The sequence below is a fragment of the uncultured Bradyrhizobium sp. genome (assembly GCF_964252615.1).
Lineage (GTDB): Bacteria > Pseudomonadota > Alphaproteobacteria > Rhizobiales > Xanthobacteraceae > Bradyrhizobium.
On sequence record NZ_CAXUNQ010000008.1, the window covers coordinates 1 to 15,214 of the forward strand.

Annotated in this window: 15 protein-coding genes and 1 pseudogene; 1 reads left to right on the forward strand and 15 read right to left on the reverse strand. The window is 63.5% G+C overall.

The genetic code is table 11. The features are described 5' to 3' along the window. The 8 genes and pseudogenes from ACFE72_RS06935 to ACFE72_RS06970 all read right to left on the reverse strand — a co-directional run. Nucleotides 1-409, reverse strand: a pseudogene (locus ACFE72_RS06935) (ketopantoate reductase family protein); the annotation flags it as partial. Nucleotides 410-472: 63 nt separating this feature from the next. Further along, nucleotides 473-1,435 (reverse strand): CbbX protein, encoded by a 963-nt coding sequence (gene cbbX / locus ACFE72_RS06940; protein ID WP_375412340.1) that lies wholly within the window; start codon nt 1,433-1,435, stop codon nt 473-475. Beyond that, a complete protein-coding gene (locus tag ACFE72_RS06945; RefSeq protein ID WP_375412341.1) occupies nt 1,432-1,857 on the reverse strand; it encodes a ribulose bisphosphate carboxylase small subunit in 426 nt (141 codons plus the stop codon). The genes cbbX and ACFE72_RS06945 overlap by 4 nt, the downstream gene beginning before the upstream one ends. 18 nt (nt 1,858-1,875) lie before the next feature. Further along, nucleotides 1,876-3,336, reverse strand: coding sequence for a form I ribulose bisphosphate carboxylase large subunit (locus tag ACFE72_RS06950; RefSeq protein ID WP_375412342.1), 1,461 nt, complete (start codon nt 3,334-3,336; stop codon nt 1,876-1,878). 43 nt (nt 3,337-3,379) lie between these two features. Then, on the reverse strand, nt 3,380-4,465 hold the full coding sequence (gene fba / locus ACFE72_RS06955) for a class II fructose-bisphosphate aldolase (protein ID WP_375412343.1): 1,086 nt from the start codon (nt 4,463-4,465) through the stop codon (nt 3,380-3,382). Nucleotides 4,466-4,502: 37 nt separating this feature from the next. Continuing rightward, a complete protein-coding gene (gene tkt / locus ACFE72_RS06960; RefSeq protein ID WP_375412344.1) occupies nt 4,503-6,536 on the reverse strand; it encodes a transketolase in 2,034 nt (677 codons plus the stop codon). Further along, a complete protein-coding gene (locus ACFE72_RS06965; protein WP_375412345.1) occupies nt 6,533-7,408 on the reverse strand; it encodes a phosphoribulokinase in 876 nt (291 codons plus the stop codon). Before ACFE72_RS06965 ends, tkt begins: the two co-directional genes overlap by 4 nt. An 11-nt stretch (nt 7,409-7,419) precedes the next feature. Further along, entirely contained in the window at nt 7,420-8,457 is a 1,038-nt protein-coding gene (locus ACFE72_RS06970) for a class 1 fructose-bisphosphatase (RefSeq protein WP_375412346.1), read from the reverse strand. A gap of 146 nt (nt 8,458-8,603) precedes the next feature. On the opposite strand from ACFE72_RS06970, the gene ACFE72_RS06975 reads away from it, so the two are divergent. Then, nucleotides 8,604-9,575: a LysR family transcriptional regulator gene (locus tag ACFE72_RS06975; protein ID WP_375412347.1), complete on the forward strand. Its 972-nt coding sequence runs from the start codon at nt 8,604-8,606 to the stop codon at nt 9,573-9,575. Between the two features lie 6 nt (nt 9,576-9,581). Here ACFE72_RS06975 and hemA read toward each other — a convergent pair whose 3' ends face one another. From hemA to puhA, 7 genes are read right to left on the reverse strand one after another with little or no spacing between them, the layout of a single operon-like run. Further along, nucleotides 9,582-10,793 (reverse strand): 5-aminolevulinate synthase, encoded by a 1,212-nt coding sequence (hemA, locus tag ACFE72_RS06980; protein WP_375412348.1) that lies wholly within the window; start codon nt 10,791-10,793, stop codon nt 9,582-9,584. After that, complete coding sequence (gene puhE, locus ACFE72_RS06985; RefSeq protein WP_375412349.1) at nt 10,790-11,797, reverse strand: putative photosynthetic complex assembly protein PuhE; 1,008 nt, start codon at nt 11,795-11,797, stop codon at nt 10,790-10,792. The genes hemA and puhE overlap by 4 nt, the downstream gene beginning before the upstream one ends. A 12-nt stretch (nt 11,798-11,809) precedes the next feature. Further along, the gene (gene acsF, locus ACFE72_RS06990) at nt 11,810-12,901 is read right to left on the reverse strand and encodes a magnesium-protoporphyrin IX monomethyl ester (oxidative) cyclase (protein ID WP_375412350.1); all 1,092 of its coding nucleotides are present in this window, start codon (nt 12,899-12,901) and stop codon (nt 11,810-11,812) included. Continuing rightward, on the reverse strand, nt 12,898-13,182 hold the full coding sequence (locus tag ACFE72_RS06995; RefSeq protein WP_375412351.1) for a hypothetical protein: 285 nt from the start codon (nt 13,180-13,182) through the stop codon (nt 12,898-12,900). Before ACFE72_RS06995 ends, acsF begins: the two co-directional genes overlap by 4 nt. A gap of 17 nt (nt 13,183-13,199) precedes the next feature. Continuing rightward, nucleotides 13,200-13,658: a photosynthetic complex assembly protein PuhC gene (gene puhC / locus ACFE72_RS07000; protein WP_375412352.1), complete on the reverse strand. Its 459-nt coding sequence runs from the start codon at nt 13,656-13,658 to the stop codon at nt 13,200-13,202. Between the two features lie 14 nt (nt 13,659-13,672). Continuing rightward, on the reverse strand, nt 13,673-14,326 hold the full coding sequence (puhB, locus tag ACFE72_RS07005; RefSeq protein ID WP_375412353.1) for a photosynthetic complex putative assembly protein PuhB: 654 nt from the start codon (nt 14,324-14,326) through the stop codon (nt 13,673-13,675). Continuing rightward, nucleotides 14,323-15,210: a photosynthetic reaction center subunit H gene (gene puhA, locus ACFE72_RS07010; protein WP_375412354.1), complete on the reverse strand. Its 888-nt coding sequence runs from the start codon at nt 15,208-15,210 to the stop codon at nt 14,323-14,325. Before puhA ends, puhB begins: the two co-directional genes overlap by 4 nt. Between the last annotated feature and the right edge of the window lie 4 nt (nt 15,211-15,214).

A 15,214-nucleotide genomic window follows, 5' to 3' on the forward strand; every position in this document is an offset into this window, starting at 1 on the left:
CCACACCAGCGCATTGGTGTAGGACTCTTCGAGCTCCATGCCCGCCAGCGCCGGGCATGTTCATGATCGACAGGCACGGCAGCTTCGCCGCGGCGATCCTGATCATCAGGACCCGGATCGTGTGGTTGGTGTATTGCGGCTCCTGCATGGCGAGCGCGACCAGGTCGTAACGCGAAAGGTCGACGTCCTGGGGCATGGTCGCGTCCAGCTTCCCGGGCAGGTCGCGCGACAAGATCGCGCGGTGCGCCGGCTCGTCACGCAGCTTGATGCGAACCTCGGTACCGTCACGGTTGATGAGCTCCGCGGTGTTCCTGCGGCAGACCAGGGTCACATCGTGGCCCGCCAGCAGCAGCTTTGTCGCCAGCAACGAGCCATACGAGGCTCCAAGGATCAGAATGTTGCGCGCCATGCTCTTTCTTTCCATCGTCCAGGCCACTCACACACGGATGCCGTACCCGCGCCCTCATTCTTGTCAGTCAAGACCTGTCCCTCGACCGGCGTCAGGCATCGCGTGCGATAAAAATACCCTGCTCGCCAATACGTCCGACGCCTCCAGCGACATGATATCGTCGGCGCTCAGCACCCGGTCGAGGTCGGCGACCAGGCGGTTGGCCTGGCGCAGCCGCATGCGGTCGAGCGCGTTGCGGATCGAACGAGCGTTGGAAAACAGCGGCTGGGTCTTCCGCAGCGTGATGTAACGCTCGAACGCTTCCCGGGCTTCAGGGCTGAACTTGTAGTTCATGTCGTGCAGCATCAATTCGGCGATCGCCAGCAATTCGCCGTCGGAATAATCCGGAAAATCGATATGGTGCGCGATGCGCGAGCGGAAGCCTGGATTGCTCGCGAAGAATTTGTCCATGCGGTCGCCATAGCCCGCCAGGATCACGACGAGATCCTCGCGCTGCGATTCCATCACCTGCAGCAGGATCTCGATCGCTTCCTGACCGTAGTCGCGCTCATTGTCCGGCCGGTGCAGGTAATAGGCCTCGTCGATAAACAGCACGCCGCCCATCGCCTTTTTGAGGATCTCCTTGGTTTTTGGCGCGGTGTGGCCGATATATTGTCCCACCAGTTCATCACGGGTGACCGAAACCACCTGCCCGCGGCGCACAAAGCCGAGCTTGTGCAGGATGCTGGCGATCCGCAGCGCCACCGTGGTCTTGCCGGTACCGGGATTGCCGGTGAACGACATGTGCAAGGTCGGCACCTCGGACGTGAGGTTCATGCGCTTGCGGATGCGTTCAATCAGCAGCAGCGAGGCGATCTCGCGAATCCGCGTTTTGACCGGTTTTAAGCCGATCAATTCGCGGTCGAGCTGGTCGAGCACGTCGCCGATGCCGACCTCGTTGAATTCGCGGCGCAGGTCGACGCGGTCGGCCGCCGGCGCCTCGCCCGCGTCCGCCGCAACGGCCGATGAAACGGTCTGCGTACTCACTTGTCACCGTAACGCTGGCCCTCGGGACGATCGACGGCATAGGATCGCGTGGTGTAGCGAATGCTGCGTCCGCCGACTTCCTGCCGCTCCAGATGGAAGCCCGGCTCCTCCTTGGGGCGATTGACGATGAACGACAGCCTGACGGATTCCCAGCCGTGGCTGGAGTCGAACGCCGACATCCGGATATAGCGGTCGCCATAGACCTTCCGGCACTCGGTCAGTTCCATCAGGATGCCGGCGGCGTCGCGCAGGTCGAACATCGGCAGACCCCACATATCCCAGTAGGTATTGCGCGGGTGGGGATCGTCGGTGAACTCGATGTTCACCGCCCAGCCTTTTTCGAGGCAGTACTGGATCTGGGCGGTGATCTGTTCGTCGGTCAGATCGGGGAGAAAGGAAAAGCAGCCTTGGGTCACTCTCATCGCAGTTATCCTCTTTCCCTATATTGCGGGCGTTGCGGTCGGCACGAAATCAGGCGAATCGGTCGATTCGTAATTGAAGGTGATGTCCTTCCAGACCTCCAGCGCGTCCCGCAGCGGGGTGCAGGTCTGGGCGGCTTTGGCAAGGATTTCCGGACCTTCGCGGAGATAGTCGCGCCCTTCGTTGCGTGCGAGGATCATCGCCTCCAGCGCGACGCGGTTGGCCGTGGCGCCGGCCTGGATTCCCTTCGGATGTCCGATCGTTCCGCCGCCGAACTGCAGCACGACATCCTCGCCGAGATGATCGAGCAGTTGGTGCATCTGACCGGCGTGGATGCCGCCCGACGCCACCGGCATCATCTTGTTGAGGCTCGCCCAGTTCTGATCGAAGAACACGCCGTGTTCCAGCGTCGTCGGATTGAAGTCCTCGCGGCAGATGTCGTAATAGCCGCGGGTCGTCGCCGGATCACCCTCGAGCTTGCCGACCACGGTGCCGGCATGGATGTGATCGACGCCGGCGAGCCGCATCCATTTGGCGATGACCCGGAACGAAACGCCGTGCAGGCGCTGCCGGGTGTAGGTCGAATGGCCGGCGCGATGCAGATGCAGGATCATGTCGTTGCGGCGCGCCCACTTCGCCATCGACTGGATCGCGGTGTAGCCAATGACGAGGTCGATCATGACGATGACCGACCCGAGCTGCTTGGCGAAATCGGCGCGCTCGTACATGTCTTCCATGGTCGCCGCAGTCACGTTGAGATAGGTGCCTTTGACCTCGCCGGTCGCCGCTTGCGCGCGGTTGACGCCTTCCATGCAGTACAGAAAGCGATCGCGCCAATGCATGAAGGGCTGCGAGTTGATGTTCTCGTCATCCTTGCAGAAGTCGAGGCCGCCTGTGAGCGCTTCATAGACCACGCGTCCGTAATTGCGGCCCGAGAGGCCGAGCTTCGGTTTCACCGTTGCGCCCAGCAGCGGCCGTCCGAACTTGTCGAGACGCTCGCGTTCGACCACGATGCCTGTCGCCGGCCCCTGGAACGTCTTCACATAGGCGATCGGCAGCCGCATGTCCTCGAGGCGAAGCGCCTTGAGCGGCTTGAACCCGAATACGTTGCCGATGATCGAAGCCGTCAGGTTGGCGATCGAGCCGGGCTCGAACAGGTCGAGGTCATAGGCGATATAGGCGAAAACACTGCCGGGCGCATTCGGCACCGGATCGACGCGATAGCATTTGGCGCGGTATTTTTCCGCCGCGGTCAGCCGGTCGGTCCACACCACCGTCCACGTCGCGGTGGAAGACTCGCCCGCCACCGCCGCGCAGGCCTCGATCGGATCGACGCCATCCTGCGGCGTCACCCGGAACAGCGCAATGATATCGGTGTCCTTCGGCTCGTAGTCGGGCTCCCAGTAGCCCATCTTCTTGTATTCCATGACCCCGGATTTGTAGCGATCCTTGCCGCGGATGGTCATCGACTGTTCGTTCATGGTATTCTCCTTGATATGCGGCGAAGAGATCGGATTCGTCGGATTACTCGGCGGCCGCTGCCATGTCGCCGATGCGTGGATCGAGTTTCCCAGCGCGATAGCGCCTGGCCATTTCCGACAGCGGAACGACCTTGATCTTCGCGGCGTTTCCCGCAGTGCCGAACTGCTCGAAACGCTCGCGGCAGAGATCGTGCATCGCGTCCATCGCCGGTTTGAGGAACTTGCGGGGGTCGAATTCGCTTCTGGTCTGGCTCGCGACCTTACGGAACGCCGCGGCCATCGCCAGCCGGCAGTCGGTGTCGATATTGACCTTGCGCACGCCGTGCCGGATTCCGCGAACGATCTCCTCGACCGGGACGCCCCAGGTCTGCGGCATCTCGCCGCCGAATTGATTGAACGCATCCTGCAGCGGCTGCGGCACCGAGGACGAACCGTGCATCACCAGATGGGTGTTCGGCAGCCGGCGGTGGATTTCCTCGACCACCTTCATGGCGAGAATGTCGCCGTCCGGCTTGCGCGAGAACTTGTAGGCGCCGTGCGAGGTGCCCATCGCGATCGCCAGCGCGTCGACCTTGGTGGCGCGAACAAAGTCGACCGCCTGGTCCGGATCGGTCAGAAGCTGATCATGGCTGACCTCGCCTTCGACGCCATGGCCATCTTCCTGTTCGCCGCCGCCATGCTCCAGCGACCCGAGCACGCCCAACTCGCCTTCGACCGACGCGCCGATCCAGTGCGCCATCTCGACCACGCGACGGGTGATATCGACGTTGTAATCATAATCTGCGGCGGTCTTGGCATCCGCCTTGAGCGAGCCGTCCATCATCACCGACGTAAAACCGTATTTGATCGCCGTGGCGCAGGTCGCTTCCTCGTTGCCGTGGTCCTGATGCATGCAGAGCGGAATCTGCGGATACATCTCCTCCAGCGCGTCAATCATCTTCGACAGCATGATATCGTTGGCGTAAGAACGCGCTCCGCGCGAAGCCTGGATGATGACCGGGGCATCGACGGCTGCGGCCGCTTCCATGATCGCAAGACCCTGCTCCATGTTGTTGATGTTGAACGCCGGCACGCCATAGCCGTGCTCGGCGGCATGATCGAGCAATTGCCTCAGCGTGATCCGCGCCATCGCAGCCTCCGTGTGATTGTCTTTTTTGCCTGAAAGTTCATGCCTGCTTCCCCAGCCTCAAACGCGCCAGGCAATGCAGTGTCGCCGTGGCGACGGCTTCCGGGGTAATGCCGAATTCGTGATACAGCACCTCCGCCGGCGCCGAAGCGCCGAAGCCGGTCATCCCGACGAATTCGCCGCCGTCGCCGAGCCAGCGCGCCCAGTCGCCCTCCACCGCGGCCTCGATACCGATCCGGGGAACACTTCCCAGCACGTCCGCGCGGTATTGCCGCGATTGCCGGCGAAACAGATCGAAGCACGGAGCCGAGACCACTGCGGCGCGGACGCCGTCGCCGGCGAGCAGCTTTGCGGCCTTCAAGGCAATCGACATTTCGGATCCCGTCGCGATCAGCGTGACATCACGCCCGTCCTCCGGTTCGACCACCACATAGGCGCCGAGCGCCACCAGATTGGCATCGCCGGCGGCGCGGAACGCCGGCAGCGCCTGCCGTGACAGGCACAGCACGGAAGGGCCGGCGTCGGTCCGCAACGCGCAATCCCAGGCCTCGGCGGTCTCGACGGCGTCGCCCGGGCGGAACACCAGCAGATTCGGAATCGCCCGCAGCGAAGCCAGATGCTCGACCGGCTGATGCGTGGGACCGTCCTCGCCCAGTCCAATGGAATCATGCGTCATTACATGAATGACCCTGATCCCCATCAGCGCCGCCAGCCTGATCGCAGGGCGGCTGTAGTCGGCGAAGGTGAGGAACGTGCCGCCGTAGGGGATGAACCCGCCGTGCAGCGCGATGCCGTTCATCGCGGCGGCCATGGCATGCTCACGGACGCCATAATGAATATAGCTGCCGCTGAAGGCGCCCGGCCGAACCGGCTGATGCGTCTTGGCGCGCGTAAGATTGGAATGCGTAAGATCGGCCGAGCCGCCGAGCAAATTCGGCAAGGCTTCCGCAATGACGTCGATTACGAGCTGCGATGCCTGCCGGGCGGCGATGGTTAACTGTTCGGCCCCGAAATGACCTCGTATCCGCGCCATCGCCTCGGCATATCCGCAAGGCAGCTTTCGGTTCAGCGCATCGTGGAAGGCCGAGCGCGGGGTCGACGTGATGCGCTTTGTCCGCTCGATCCATGCCCGGCGGGCTCCCTGCCCCTGCGCGCCGATCCTGCGCCACTGCCCGATGACGGGTTCCGGAATCCGGAACGGCTGGTGCGGCCAGTCCAGCGCCGCGCGTGTCTTTGCGACCTCGTCGGCGCCAAGCGGCGCGCCGTGGGCTTTTTCGCTGCCCTGCCGGTTCGGCGCCCCGAATCCGATGACGGTGCGGCATGCGATCAGTGACGGCCGATCGCTATGCCGCGCCTGCTGGATCGCCGCGGCGATCGCATCCGGATCATGGCCGTCGATGCGGCATGCCGACCATCCGGACGCCTTGAACCGTTCAAGCTGATCATCCGAACATGACAGCGCGGTCGATCCGTCGATCGAGATTTCATTGTCGTCGAACAGTACGATCAGCCGGCTGAGCTGGAGATGTCCGGCCAGCGATATCGCTTCATGGCTCAGGCCTTCCATCAGGCAGCCGTCGCCGGCGATCGCATAGGTATAGTGATCGACGAAATCATCGCCGAAGCGTGCATTCATCAGCCGTTCCGCCAGCGCCATACCGACGGCGGTCGCGATGCCCTGGCCCAACGGGCCGGTGGTGGTCTCGACGCCGGGCGTGTGGCCGTACTCGGGATGACCCGGCGTCTTCGAACCCCACTGCCTGAAGGCCTTGAGCTGATCCGATGTGACGCCCTCGTAGCCCGTCAGGTACAGCAACGCATAGAGCAGCATCGAGCCGTGGCCGGCGGACAGTACGAAGCGGTCGCGATCCGGCCATGCCGGATCGGCGGCATCGAATTTCAGGAAACGCGAAAACAGCACCGTGGCGACGTCGGCCATGCCCATGGGCATGCCCGGATGGCCCGACTTCGCCTTCTCGACCGCGTCGACCACCAGAAAGCGGATCGCGTTCGCCATCTCCGCGTGCGAGACGTCGGAGCGGCTGGCGACAGAGGATAGAGCATGAACGGTCATACCGTGCGCCTCTTGCGTTCCATCAATTGCAGGATCAGCGGAGTGAGGATGAGCTGCATTGCAAGGTCGAGTTTCGATCCATGGATCACGATCGAATTGGCGCGCGACATGAAGCTGTTCGGGATCATCGACAGCAGATAGGGAAAATCGATGCCGCGGGGATTCTTGAGCCGGATCACCACCATCGATTCATCCGGCGTCGGGATCCAGCGTGCGATGAACGGATTCGACGTATCGACGGTCGGCACGCGCTGAAAATTGATGTCGGTCTCGGCGAATTGCGGGCAGATGTAGTTCACGTAGTCCGGCATCCGCCGCAGGATGGTGTCGGTAACCGCTTCCTGGGTATAGCCGCGGTCGCTGCGGTCGCGATGCAGCTTCTGGATCCATTCCAGGTTGATGACCGGCACGACGCCGATCTTGAGGTCGGCATGCTGCGCGATATTGACCTTGTCGGTCACCACGGCGCCGTGCAGACCCTCGTAGAACAGCAAGTCGGATTTTTCCGGCAACGGTCCCCATTCGGTAAACGTGCCCGGCGCGGCGCCGTACAGCTTGGCCTCTTCGGCGTCGTGCACGTAATGGCGCGTGGTGCCGGTACCGGATTCGCCGTAGTCGCGGAACACGCGCTCCAGTTCCTCGAACAGGTTGGTCTCGGGACTGAAATGGCTGAAGTGCTTGTTGCCGCGCTCACCCTCCTCGGACATTTTCGTGCGCATGTCGACGCGGTTGTAGCGATGGAAGGCGTCGCCTTCGATATAGGCGGCGGCGACTTTCTCGCGGCGGAAAATGTTCTCGAAGGTCTTCTTCACCGAGGTCGTGCCGGCCCCCGACGAGCCCGTGATCGATATGATGGGATGGCTGCGCGACATATCGTTCCCGCTCAGCGGAACAGGCCGCGCCGCGCAAACAGCGGCGCGTCGCTATTGTCGAACATCGGTTCGATGCCTTCGTGAATGGCGGAGACGTCGCGCACCCCGCGCACCGAGCCCATGATCAGCGGCACCCGCTGGTGCGGCGTTTTTGCTCCCAGTTCCAGGATTCGCCGGCGCCCTGTGGTCGCCGCGCCACCGGCCCACTCCATCACCAGCGCCATGGGATGGGCTTCGTACAGGAGGCGAAGCCTTCCCTCCCGATAACCGGGGCGCGCATCGGCCGGATATAGAAACACCCCGCCACGCACGAGGATGCGCAGCGATTCGGCGACCAGCGAGCCGATCCAGCGCATATTGAAATCCGCGCCGCGGTCACCGTTGGTGCCGGCGAGGCATTCGTCGATATAGGCGCGAACCGGCCCATACCAGTGCCGGCGGTTGGAGGCGTTGATGGCGAATTCAGGTGTATCGGGCGCAATCTTCACGCCCTGTTTGATCAGCAGGAACTGCTCGGTATGCCGGTTGAGAATGAAGATATCGACGCTTTCGTCATGCGCGAGCACCAACGTGGTCTGCGGACCGTAGACGACGAAGCCGGCGGCGCACTGGGCCGTGCCCGGTTCGAAGAAAGTCGACAGGATGTCGTTGCCGCGGGGGCGAATCGAAAAGATGGTGCCGACCGAGATGTTGTTTTCCAGGTTGGCGGACCCGTCGAGCGGATCGATCGCGACGCAGAGCGGCGCTTGCGGATTGAGGGTTTCCGGGAGCGCCGCTTCCTCCGAAAGAACAGCCGCAACCGGGGCATCCGCCAGCGCCAGCCGCATCATCTCGTCGGCGGCGACATCGATGTCCTTTTGCCGGTCGCCGTCGGCGTTGATGCCGCCGTCCTGCCCGGTGATGCCGGCCAGCGGCCCGTCGGCGATGAGCGCGGCCAGATCGACCGTCGCGGCGGCGATGGCTTCGATCACCGCGGCCACCGCATCGCCGCGCGGCGTCCGTGATGCCGATCGATCGAGATGCGAACGCAGCGTCACGCGTTCGTCCATGGCCGTCTCCCTGCGCCCTCTACGGGGCCATTCCCGCCGCGTTTCGCCGGACGGCAAACCGCCTCCCACAGAAGCTCAGTTTGCCCGATTAGTGAAATTTTGTTATCTTTGGGCGAAGCAAAGTTTTTCTTATAAAGGTCGGAGCGATGGCGAGCCGGTTTCTGCGCGAATTGACCATCCGTCAATTGCGCGCCCTGGCCGCGGTTCACAAGGACAGATCGGTCACCGCAGCCGCCAGGCAACTGCATCTCACCCAGCCGGCGGTCACGCTTCAACTTCGTAATCTGCAGGCGCTCGCGGGATTGCCGCTGATCCAGCGCAGCGGCGACGGCATGCTGCTGACCGACGCCGGCCGGGAAGTTCTTGCCCTCGCCGAGCGTATCGATGCCGCGATTGCCGATTGCGCGACATCGCTCGAGATGATTTCGGGAAAAACCGCAGGACGCATCTCGATCGGTGCGGTCAGCACCGCGAAATATTTCGTGCCGTTTGCGATCTCCGGATTTTCGAGGCTTCACCCGAACGTCGAGGTGCTGCTCTCGATCGGCAACCGGCAGGAAATCGGCGCGGCGCTGCGCGGCTACGATCTCGATATCGCCATCATGGGCCGTCCGCCGGTCGATGTCGACATGAACGTGCACCTGATCGGCGATCATCCTCACGTCATCATCGCGCCGACCGGCCATCGGCTGGCGCGAAAAGCGCGTCTGCCGTTGAGCGCCCTTGCCGGCGAAACGTTTTTGACGCGCGAACCCGGCTCCGGAACGCGCGGCCTTATGGAGCAGTTGTTCGAAACCGCCGCGGTTCGTCCGAAAATCGGCATGGCGATGAGCAGCAACGAGACCATCAAGCAGGCGGTGATCGCCGGTTTGGGAATTGCGTTCCTTTCCGCGCATACGGTGGCGACCGAACTCGATGAGCGGAGATTGGTGACGCTGGATGTCGAAGGCCTTCCCGTGATCCGGCAATGGTTCGTGCTTTCCCGCAAGGACAAGGTTCTGTTGCCGCCCGCGCAGGCGATGCTCGACTTTCTCAGCGCCAACGGGGCGCAGTTTCTGCCGCGCATGCACGGCAGGCTGCGCCTCACGCGTTCGTCGGCCCGCGGCAGGCGCCGGTGACGCCGCTCAGGCCGCCTTGGCGAGGCCGACCTCGGCCCAGATTTCGGCCAATGCCTGAACCAGATGCTCGATGTCCGCATCGGTATGATGGGGAGACGGGGTGATGCGCAGCCGCTCCGTGCCGCGCGGCACGGTCGGATAGTTGATCGGCTGGACGTAAATGCCGTAGCGGTCGATCAGCACGTCGCTGATCTGCTTGCAGAGCACCGGGTCGCACACCATCACCGGCACGATGTGGCTGGGGTTGTCGAGATGCGCCACGCCGGCTTCATCGAGCCGGGAGCGCAGTCGCGCCACGCGGTCCTGGTGCCGCTCGCGCTCCCCGGCGCTGGATTTAAGATGGCGAACGCTGGTCAGCGCGCCCGCGGCGACCGCCGGCGGCAGCGACGTCGTGAAGATGAAGCCCGAGGCGAAGCTGCGGATGAAATCGCAGATCGTGGCCGATGCCGCCACATAACCGCCGATGACGCCGAACGCCTTCGCCAGCGTGCCCTCGATCACGGTGAGGCGATGGCTCAGTCCTTCGCGCTCGGCGATGCCGCCGCCCCTCCGGCCGTACAGGCCGACGGCGTGGACTTCGTCGAGATAGGTCATGGCGTTGTGCGCGTCCGCGACATCGCAGATCTCGGCGATCGGCGCGATGTCGCCATCCATCGAATAGACCGACTCGAACGCCACCAGCTTCGGCGCATGTGGATCGAGATCGGACAGCTTGCGCTCGAGATCGCGCGGATCGTTGTGGGCAAAGATGCGGGTTTCGCTGCGGCTATGCCGGATGCCCTCGATCATCGAGGCATGATTGAGTTGATCCGACAAGATCGTGCAGCCCGGCATCCGTGACGCCAAGGTGCTGAGGGAGGTCATGTTCGACACATAGCCCGAGGTAAACAGCAATGCCGCTTCCTTGCCGTGCAGGTCGGCCAGTTCGCGCTCCAGCAGCACGTGAAAATGGTTGGTGCCTGCGATATTGCGCGTGCCGCCGGCGCCGGCGCCGCAACTGTCGAGCGCCTCATGCATGGCCTCGAGCACCGCGGGATGCTGACCCATGCCGAGATAGTCGTTGGAGCACCACACGGTGACCTCGCCGGAACCGCCGGGATGATGATGCTTGGCGCGCGGGAAAGCGCCAGCCCTGCGCTCGAGATCGGCAAATATGCGATACCGTCCTTCGCGATGAAGGCCTTCGAGTTGCCGGCGGAAATAGGCTTCGTAGTTCATGACGTCCTCCCGTTAACCGTTGCCGCCGGCTCAGCACCGATACCGAGAGCCGCCGGCAGATCGCTCCTTGCATTCTGCTCAAGAAATCGCTGCCGAAATTGATCTTCGAGCCGCTGCCGGGCGCAATGCGACTGCGTCTTCGCCGGCGCGGCCTCCGGCCGGACGCTCGACAGCACGACGAGATTTGGCGGAACGCTTGCAGGCTTGGCGTCTGGACCGTTTTCCATGATGTTGTCCTCCGGCGGAAAAGGCGAACGCATGCCCCAGCCCCACAGCGTGATCGCAGGCAGCGGCAGCAGCATGAACCAGTGTTCGACCACTCCGAGCGCGAACAGGGTCGAGACCAGCGTCAGGCCGACGACGTCGAACGGCGTCGCCGCGACTTCGACGATGCGCTGGATCATGATGACCAGAACGGCGGTCGCAAGCGTGACCGAGATCGGGAAAAAGGCGCCGACCGGCTTCCGGGCAAAGAACGTCTTGAGAAACTGCACGGCCTCCGGCATCAGTTCGTCGTTGGTGACGGGGACGCCGAGGAACAGGTTGATCTTGGCGCTTTGCCTGAGCACCCACAGCGCGGCGAAGGTCCAGAGCCCGATCTGGTTTGATCCATTCCAGGTCAGCGCCACGACGGCCCCGCCGCAGGCCAGCAGCGTCAGTTCGTGGTAGAGGATCGCCTGCAGCGCGAGGCTGAGGCGCGTCCAGCCTCGGACGCCCGCGGGGCAGAATCGCGGACGCGGTCCCGTGACCCATCCCGCCAGGAACGCAATCTCCTGCGCGCCCCATAACAGGATGGTGCAGGTGAACGCCGCATAGGCGCCGCCGGGGCTTGGGTCGTTGGAGGAAAGCGCAAGACCGGCCAGCGACCCCGCCAGCAGGCCTGCAGCGCTGACCGCCCGCAAGCCATCGGACCGTCCCCGGCGTCCCACCAGCAGCAGCACCGCCCCGGTGCTGAACCACCAGATGAATGCTGCGTAGATCGGAGGGACGATCCAGGAGGTCATGAACCCGTTCTCTCACCAGGCCGGCTGCAGGCAGACGTCGCGGGGCAGTACGTTCGGCTTCGGCGCCAGCAGGAACAGCCGCGCAAATGCCAGCGCCGCCGCGGCCGCGAGCCCCGCCCGCTTCACCTTCGAAAGCGGACCGCCTTGCGTGCGGGCATCGGCAATCGCCTCCGAAATCGTCCGGAGCCGTTCGAGCCCCGCCAGGAAACGCGGATCGTCGATGTCCAGCACCACGGGAAAAACCTGCCTGGAGATTTCCGAGGTGATGCGGAACACCTGCATGTCGTAATCCGTCGGGTGCATTCCGAGTGCCTCATGAAATGCAGGCCGCATGTGATCGCGCACATACATCGTCGCAAACACCGCGAGCAGGAAGAACCTGATCCACAGCTTGTTGTGGCCGCGCAGCAGCGAGGGATCGGCGCGCATCAGCAGCGCGAAAGCCTCGCCGTGGCGGAACTCGTCGTTGCACCACAATTCGAACCAGCGGAAAATCGGGTGGAACTGGCGCTCCGGATGCCGCTCCATCTGCCGGAAGATCGTGATGTAGCGTGCGTAGCCGATCTTCTCCGACAGATAGGTCGCGTAGAAGATGAATTTCGGCCGGAAGTAGGTGTATTTCTTCACCTTGGTGAGAAAACTGAGATCGACGCCGATGCCGTGATCCTTCAGGATCTCATTGATGAAGCCGGCGTGGCGGGCCTCGTCGCGGCTCATGTAGCTGAACAGTTCCTGGATATCCTTGTTCTTGATGCGCTTCTTGATTTCGGCGTAGAGCACGCAGCCGGAAAACTCGGCGGTGAGCGAACTGACCAGAAAATCCTTGAACTCCTTGCGCAGCTCGGGCGGCAGGCTTTCGAGGTCGTTCTTGAATTCGTCGGTCTTGACGAAATGCGACTTGTTGTGATCGGCGCGCAGTTCCTTGATGACCGCATTCCATTCGGAACGCACCAGGCCGACATCGAGCCGATCCATCGCCTCGAAATCGGTGGTGTAGAACCGCGGGCTGAGGATCGTATCCTCGCTCGCCAGCTCGGTGCTTTCGGCGTTGCCCTTGAAACCGGGGCGAATGCTGCCCTGGGTGCCGCCCTCCATGGGGATCATGTCGCCCTCCCATCCGAGAAACTGACTTCGTAAAGTTCGGTCAATTCGAGATATCCTCCGGCCCATGCGCGCAGCCGGTCCAGCAGGCTCCCGCGCGTCACCGTCGCGGTCCTGCGCACCACGAGGCGCTCGCCAAATTCGACCTGGGTCGGGGCGTCGTGGACCAGGACTTCGTCACCGGCCCTGATCTCGATATCGCCGTCGAGTACCACATGCGCATGCAAGGTCTCCGACGTTTGCTCGATTTCCACCGTGCACGGGACGTCGAAGGTTCTGCGCATGCTGATCCGGGCCATCCTCATTTTGCGCTGCCCCGCAGGTTCATCAGCCTCGCAAACGCCTCGGTATTGCTCGATCCGAATGCGTCGAGATCGATCTGCTTGCCGGTCGATGTATCGGTGAGCGTGATCTGGCCGTTGACAAAGCGCGTAAGCCGGAACGGCGGTTGCGCGCCGATGTCGCCGAGCCTGCGCTCGCGTGCCAAACCGCGCAGCACGACCCGGATGAAGCCGTTGCTGCCCGGCGCCAGCGTGTCGACGAGTTGATGATCCCGGGCGTCGAACACCAGCACCGCCCCGTTCCTGCCATCCTCGAACCGGAGGTCGCGGCTTTCGGCCACCGCCGGCAGCGCCATGCGGACTTCGCCGAGGCCGGTCACGCGCACGGCAGTGACAGCGGCCAGTGCGAACAGGATAAGCGCCGCCGCGGCCAGAATTCCGCCTTTGGAAACGACGGGCTCATGAAGTGCTGCGCGCATGGCGGTTCTCCGTTTCAGGCTGCGACGGTCGCGGGCGGGTTCGCGGCAGCGTTCGGTGCGCCGTCGAACTGCAGCAGCGAGATTGCAGACGGACCTGGCTGGCCAGCGAGCGCTTCTGCCAATTTGGCGGCGATACGGGCGGCATCCGGAATCGAGTTCAGCATCGGCTCCGAAACGGAAAGCCGCCATGGCCGGATATGCGGCCAAAGCAGCAGATACGACACACGCTTGCCGTCGTTGAGCCGCAGCGGGATATCGCCGCTGCCGTCGCGATAAGTCTTCAAAGCCGCGTTGGCGATCTTGCTCAGCGGAATGTTCATGGTCATCGGCAGCGCCACGCCGAACTGAAACAAGATGCGCTTGCTGGTGATGGTGTAGCAGGCCGCGCGCTGGAACAGCCAGGCGAGGCCGGCCAGCACCGCGATGCCGCTGATGGCCGGGACGATCAGCCACAGCGCGGATGTGATCGCCTCGCCTGCCGGCAGGCCATGGGACCAGTTCGACCACAGCCGCCATGTCAACAGAAGGCCGAAATAAATCGCGACTTCCCTGATATGGAACGACCGCAGCGCCAATCCCTTGAATGACGGCTTGCCCTGCCAGATCACACGTTCGCCCACCGGCAGCGGTGCTGGCAGCTCCTTGAACTGGCTAAAATCCTGTTTCACAGCAGAGGCTCCTGTCGCGCGGGCGTGGCATAGAGCATGCCGCCGCCGTAGTAGCCGACGATCCGGTCTTCCTCGAGCTTGGTAATCTGGTTCGGACTAGCGGTGACCGGGACGTCGGCAAACTGACCGCCCAGGATCGCGCTGACCCTGACCCTGCCGCGCCGGCCGTCAATCTTTGCGAACGTCATCGGCAACAGCACGCGCTTCCGGCTTGGAACTTGCGGGGTGCTGGAAACGCTGGCCACCTCGACCACGGCGGCGGGCACCGGTACGCCGGACGGCGGCATCACCGTCACCGGCGTGACCGCAACGACGGTCGCGGTCTCGACGTTCGCGGTCCCGCCGACTTCGACTTCGAGATAGCGGATCAATGCCTCGGCGCGATCGACCCATACGTCGGTCACGACGCCGGCGATCTCGCGGTCGGCGCCGACCACCAGCATGCCGCGCGGATCGGGATCGCGGGATTCGAGGAAGGTGCCCTCCGCCACCCGCAGTGGAACGATGCAGGGGATCTTATCGATGTTGAGTTCGGGAGCGTCCTCGCGGTCTGCCCACGATCCCGGCCCGACGCCGTCGAGCATCGGATTGCCGGTCGGCTCGCCCGGAGCACCCGGCCATCGCGCGATCGACGCCACCGCGACATCGCGGCGATCGTTCTTGTGGTTCGGAAGCGTCGCGATGTGCCCGCTGCTCAGCAGATAGCTCTTGGGGTCCGGCATTCGCGGGAAGCCGTGAACGACGCCCCCTCCGCGGCTGGTCGAATCCAGCGGATAACCCTCACGCTTGTCTTCGCGGCGCAGATAAAAAATCAGGCACGCGAAGAATATCCAGAAAACGTAAAGTGTGACCTGTGCTACGTCCAAATAAGCGCCGGATTGCATGGGA

Excerpts from the sequence above, each read along its gene's own strand:
- puhA (WP_375412354.1), bottom strand. The coding sequence starts at position 15,210 with ATGCAATCCGGCGCTTATTTGGACGTAGCACAGGTCACACTTTACGTT.
- ACFE72_RS06975 (WP_375412347.1), top strand. The coding sequence starts at position 8,604 with ATGGCGAGCCGGTTTCTGCGCGAATTGACCATCCGTCAATTGCGCGCC.
- ACFE72_RS06950 (WP_375412342.1), bottom strand. The coding sequence starts at position 3,336 with ATGAACGAACAGTCGATGACCATCCGCGGCAAGGATCGCTACAAATCC.
- puhE (WP_375412349.1), bottom strand. The coding sequence starts at position 11,797 with ATGACCTCCTGGATCGTCCCTCCGATCTACGCAGCATTCATCTGGTGG.
- ACFE72_RS06965 (WP_375412345.1), bottom strand. The coding sequence starts at position 7,408 with ATGTCGCGCAGCCATCCCATCATATCGATCACGGGCTCGTCGGGGGCC.
- hemA (WP_375412348.1), bottom strand. The coding sequence starts at position 10,793 with ATGAACTACGAAGCCTATTTCCGCCGGCAACTCGAAGGCCTTCATCGC.
- ACFE72_RS06970 (WP_375412346.1), bottom strand. The coding sequence starts at position 8,457 with ATGGACGAACGCGTGACGCTGCGTTCGCATCTCGATCGATCGGCATCA.
- ACFE72_RS06995 (WP_375412351.1), bottom strand. The coding sequence starts at position 13,182 with ATGCGCAGAACCTTCGACGTCCCGTGCACGGTGGAAATCGAGCAAACG.
- tkt (WP_375412344.1), bottom strand. The coding sequence starts at position 6,536 with ATGACCGTTCATGCTCTATCCTCTGTCGCCAGCCGCTCCGACGTCTCG.
- acsF (WP_375412350.1), bottom strand. The coding sequence starts at position 12,901 with ATGATCCCCATGGAGGGCGGCACCCAGGGCAGCATTCGCCCCGGTTTC.
- fba (WP_375412343.1), bottom strand. The coding sequence starts at position 4,465 with ATGGCGCGGATCACGCTGAGGCAATTGCTCGATCATGCCGCCGAGCAC.
- ACFE72_RS06945 (WP_375412341.1), bottom strand. The coding sequence starts at position 1,857 with ATGAGAGTGACCCAAGGCTGCTTTTCCTTTCTCCCCGATCTGACCGAC.
- puhC (WP_375412352.1), bottom strand. The coding sequence starts at position 13,658 with ATGCGCGCAGCACTTCATGAGCCCGTCGTTTCCAAAGGCGGAATTCTG.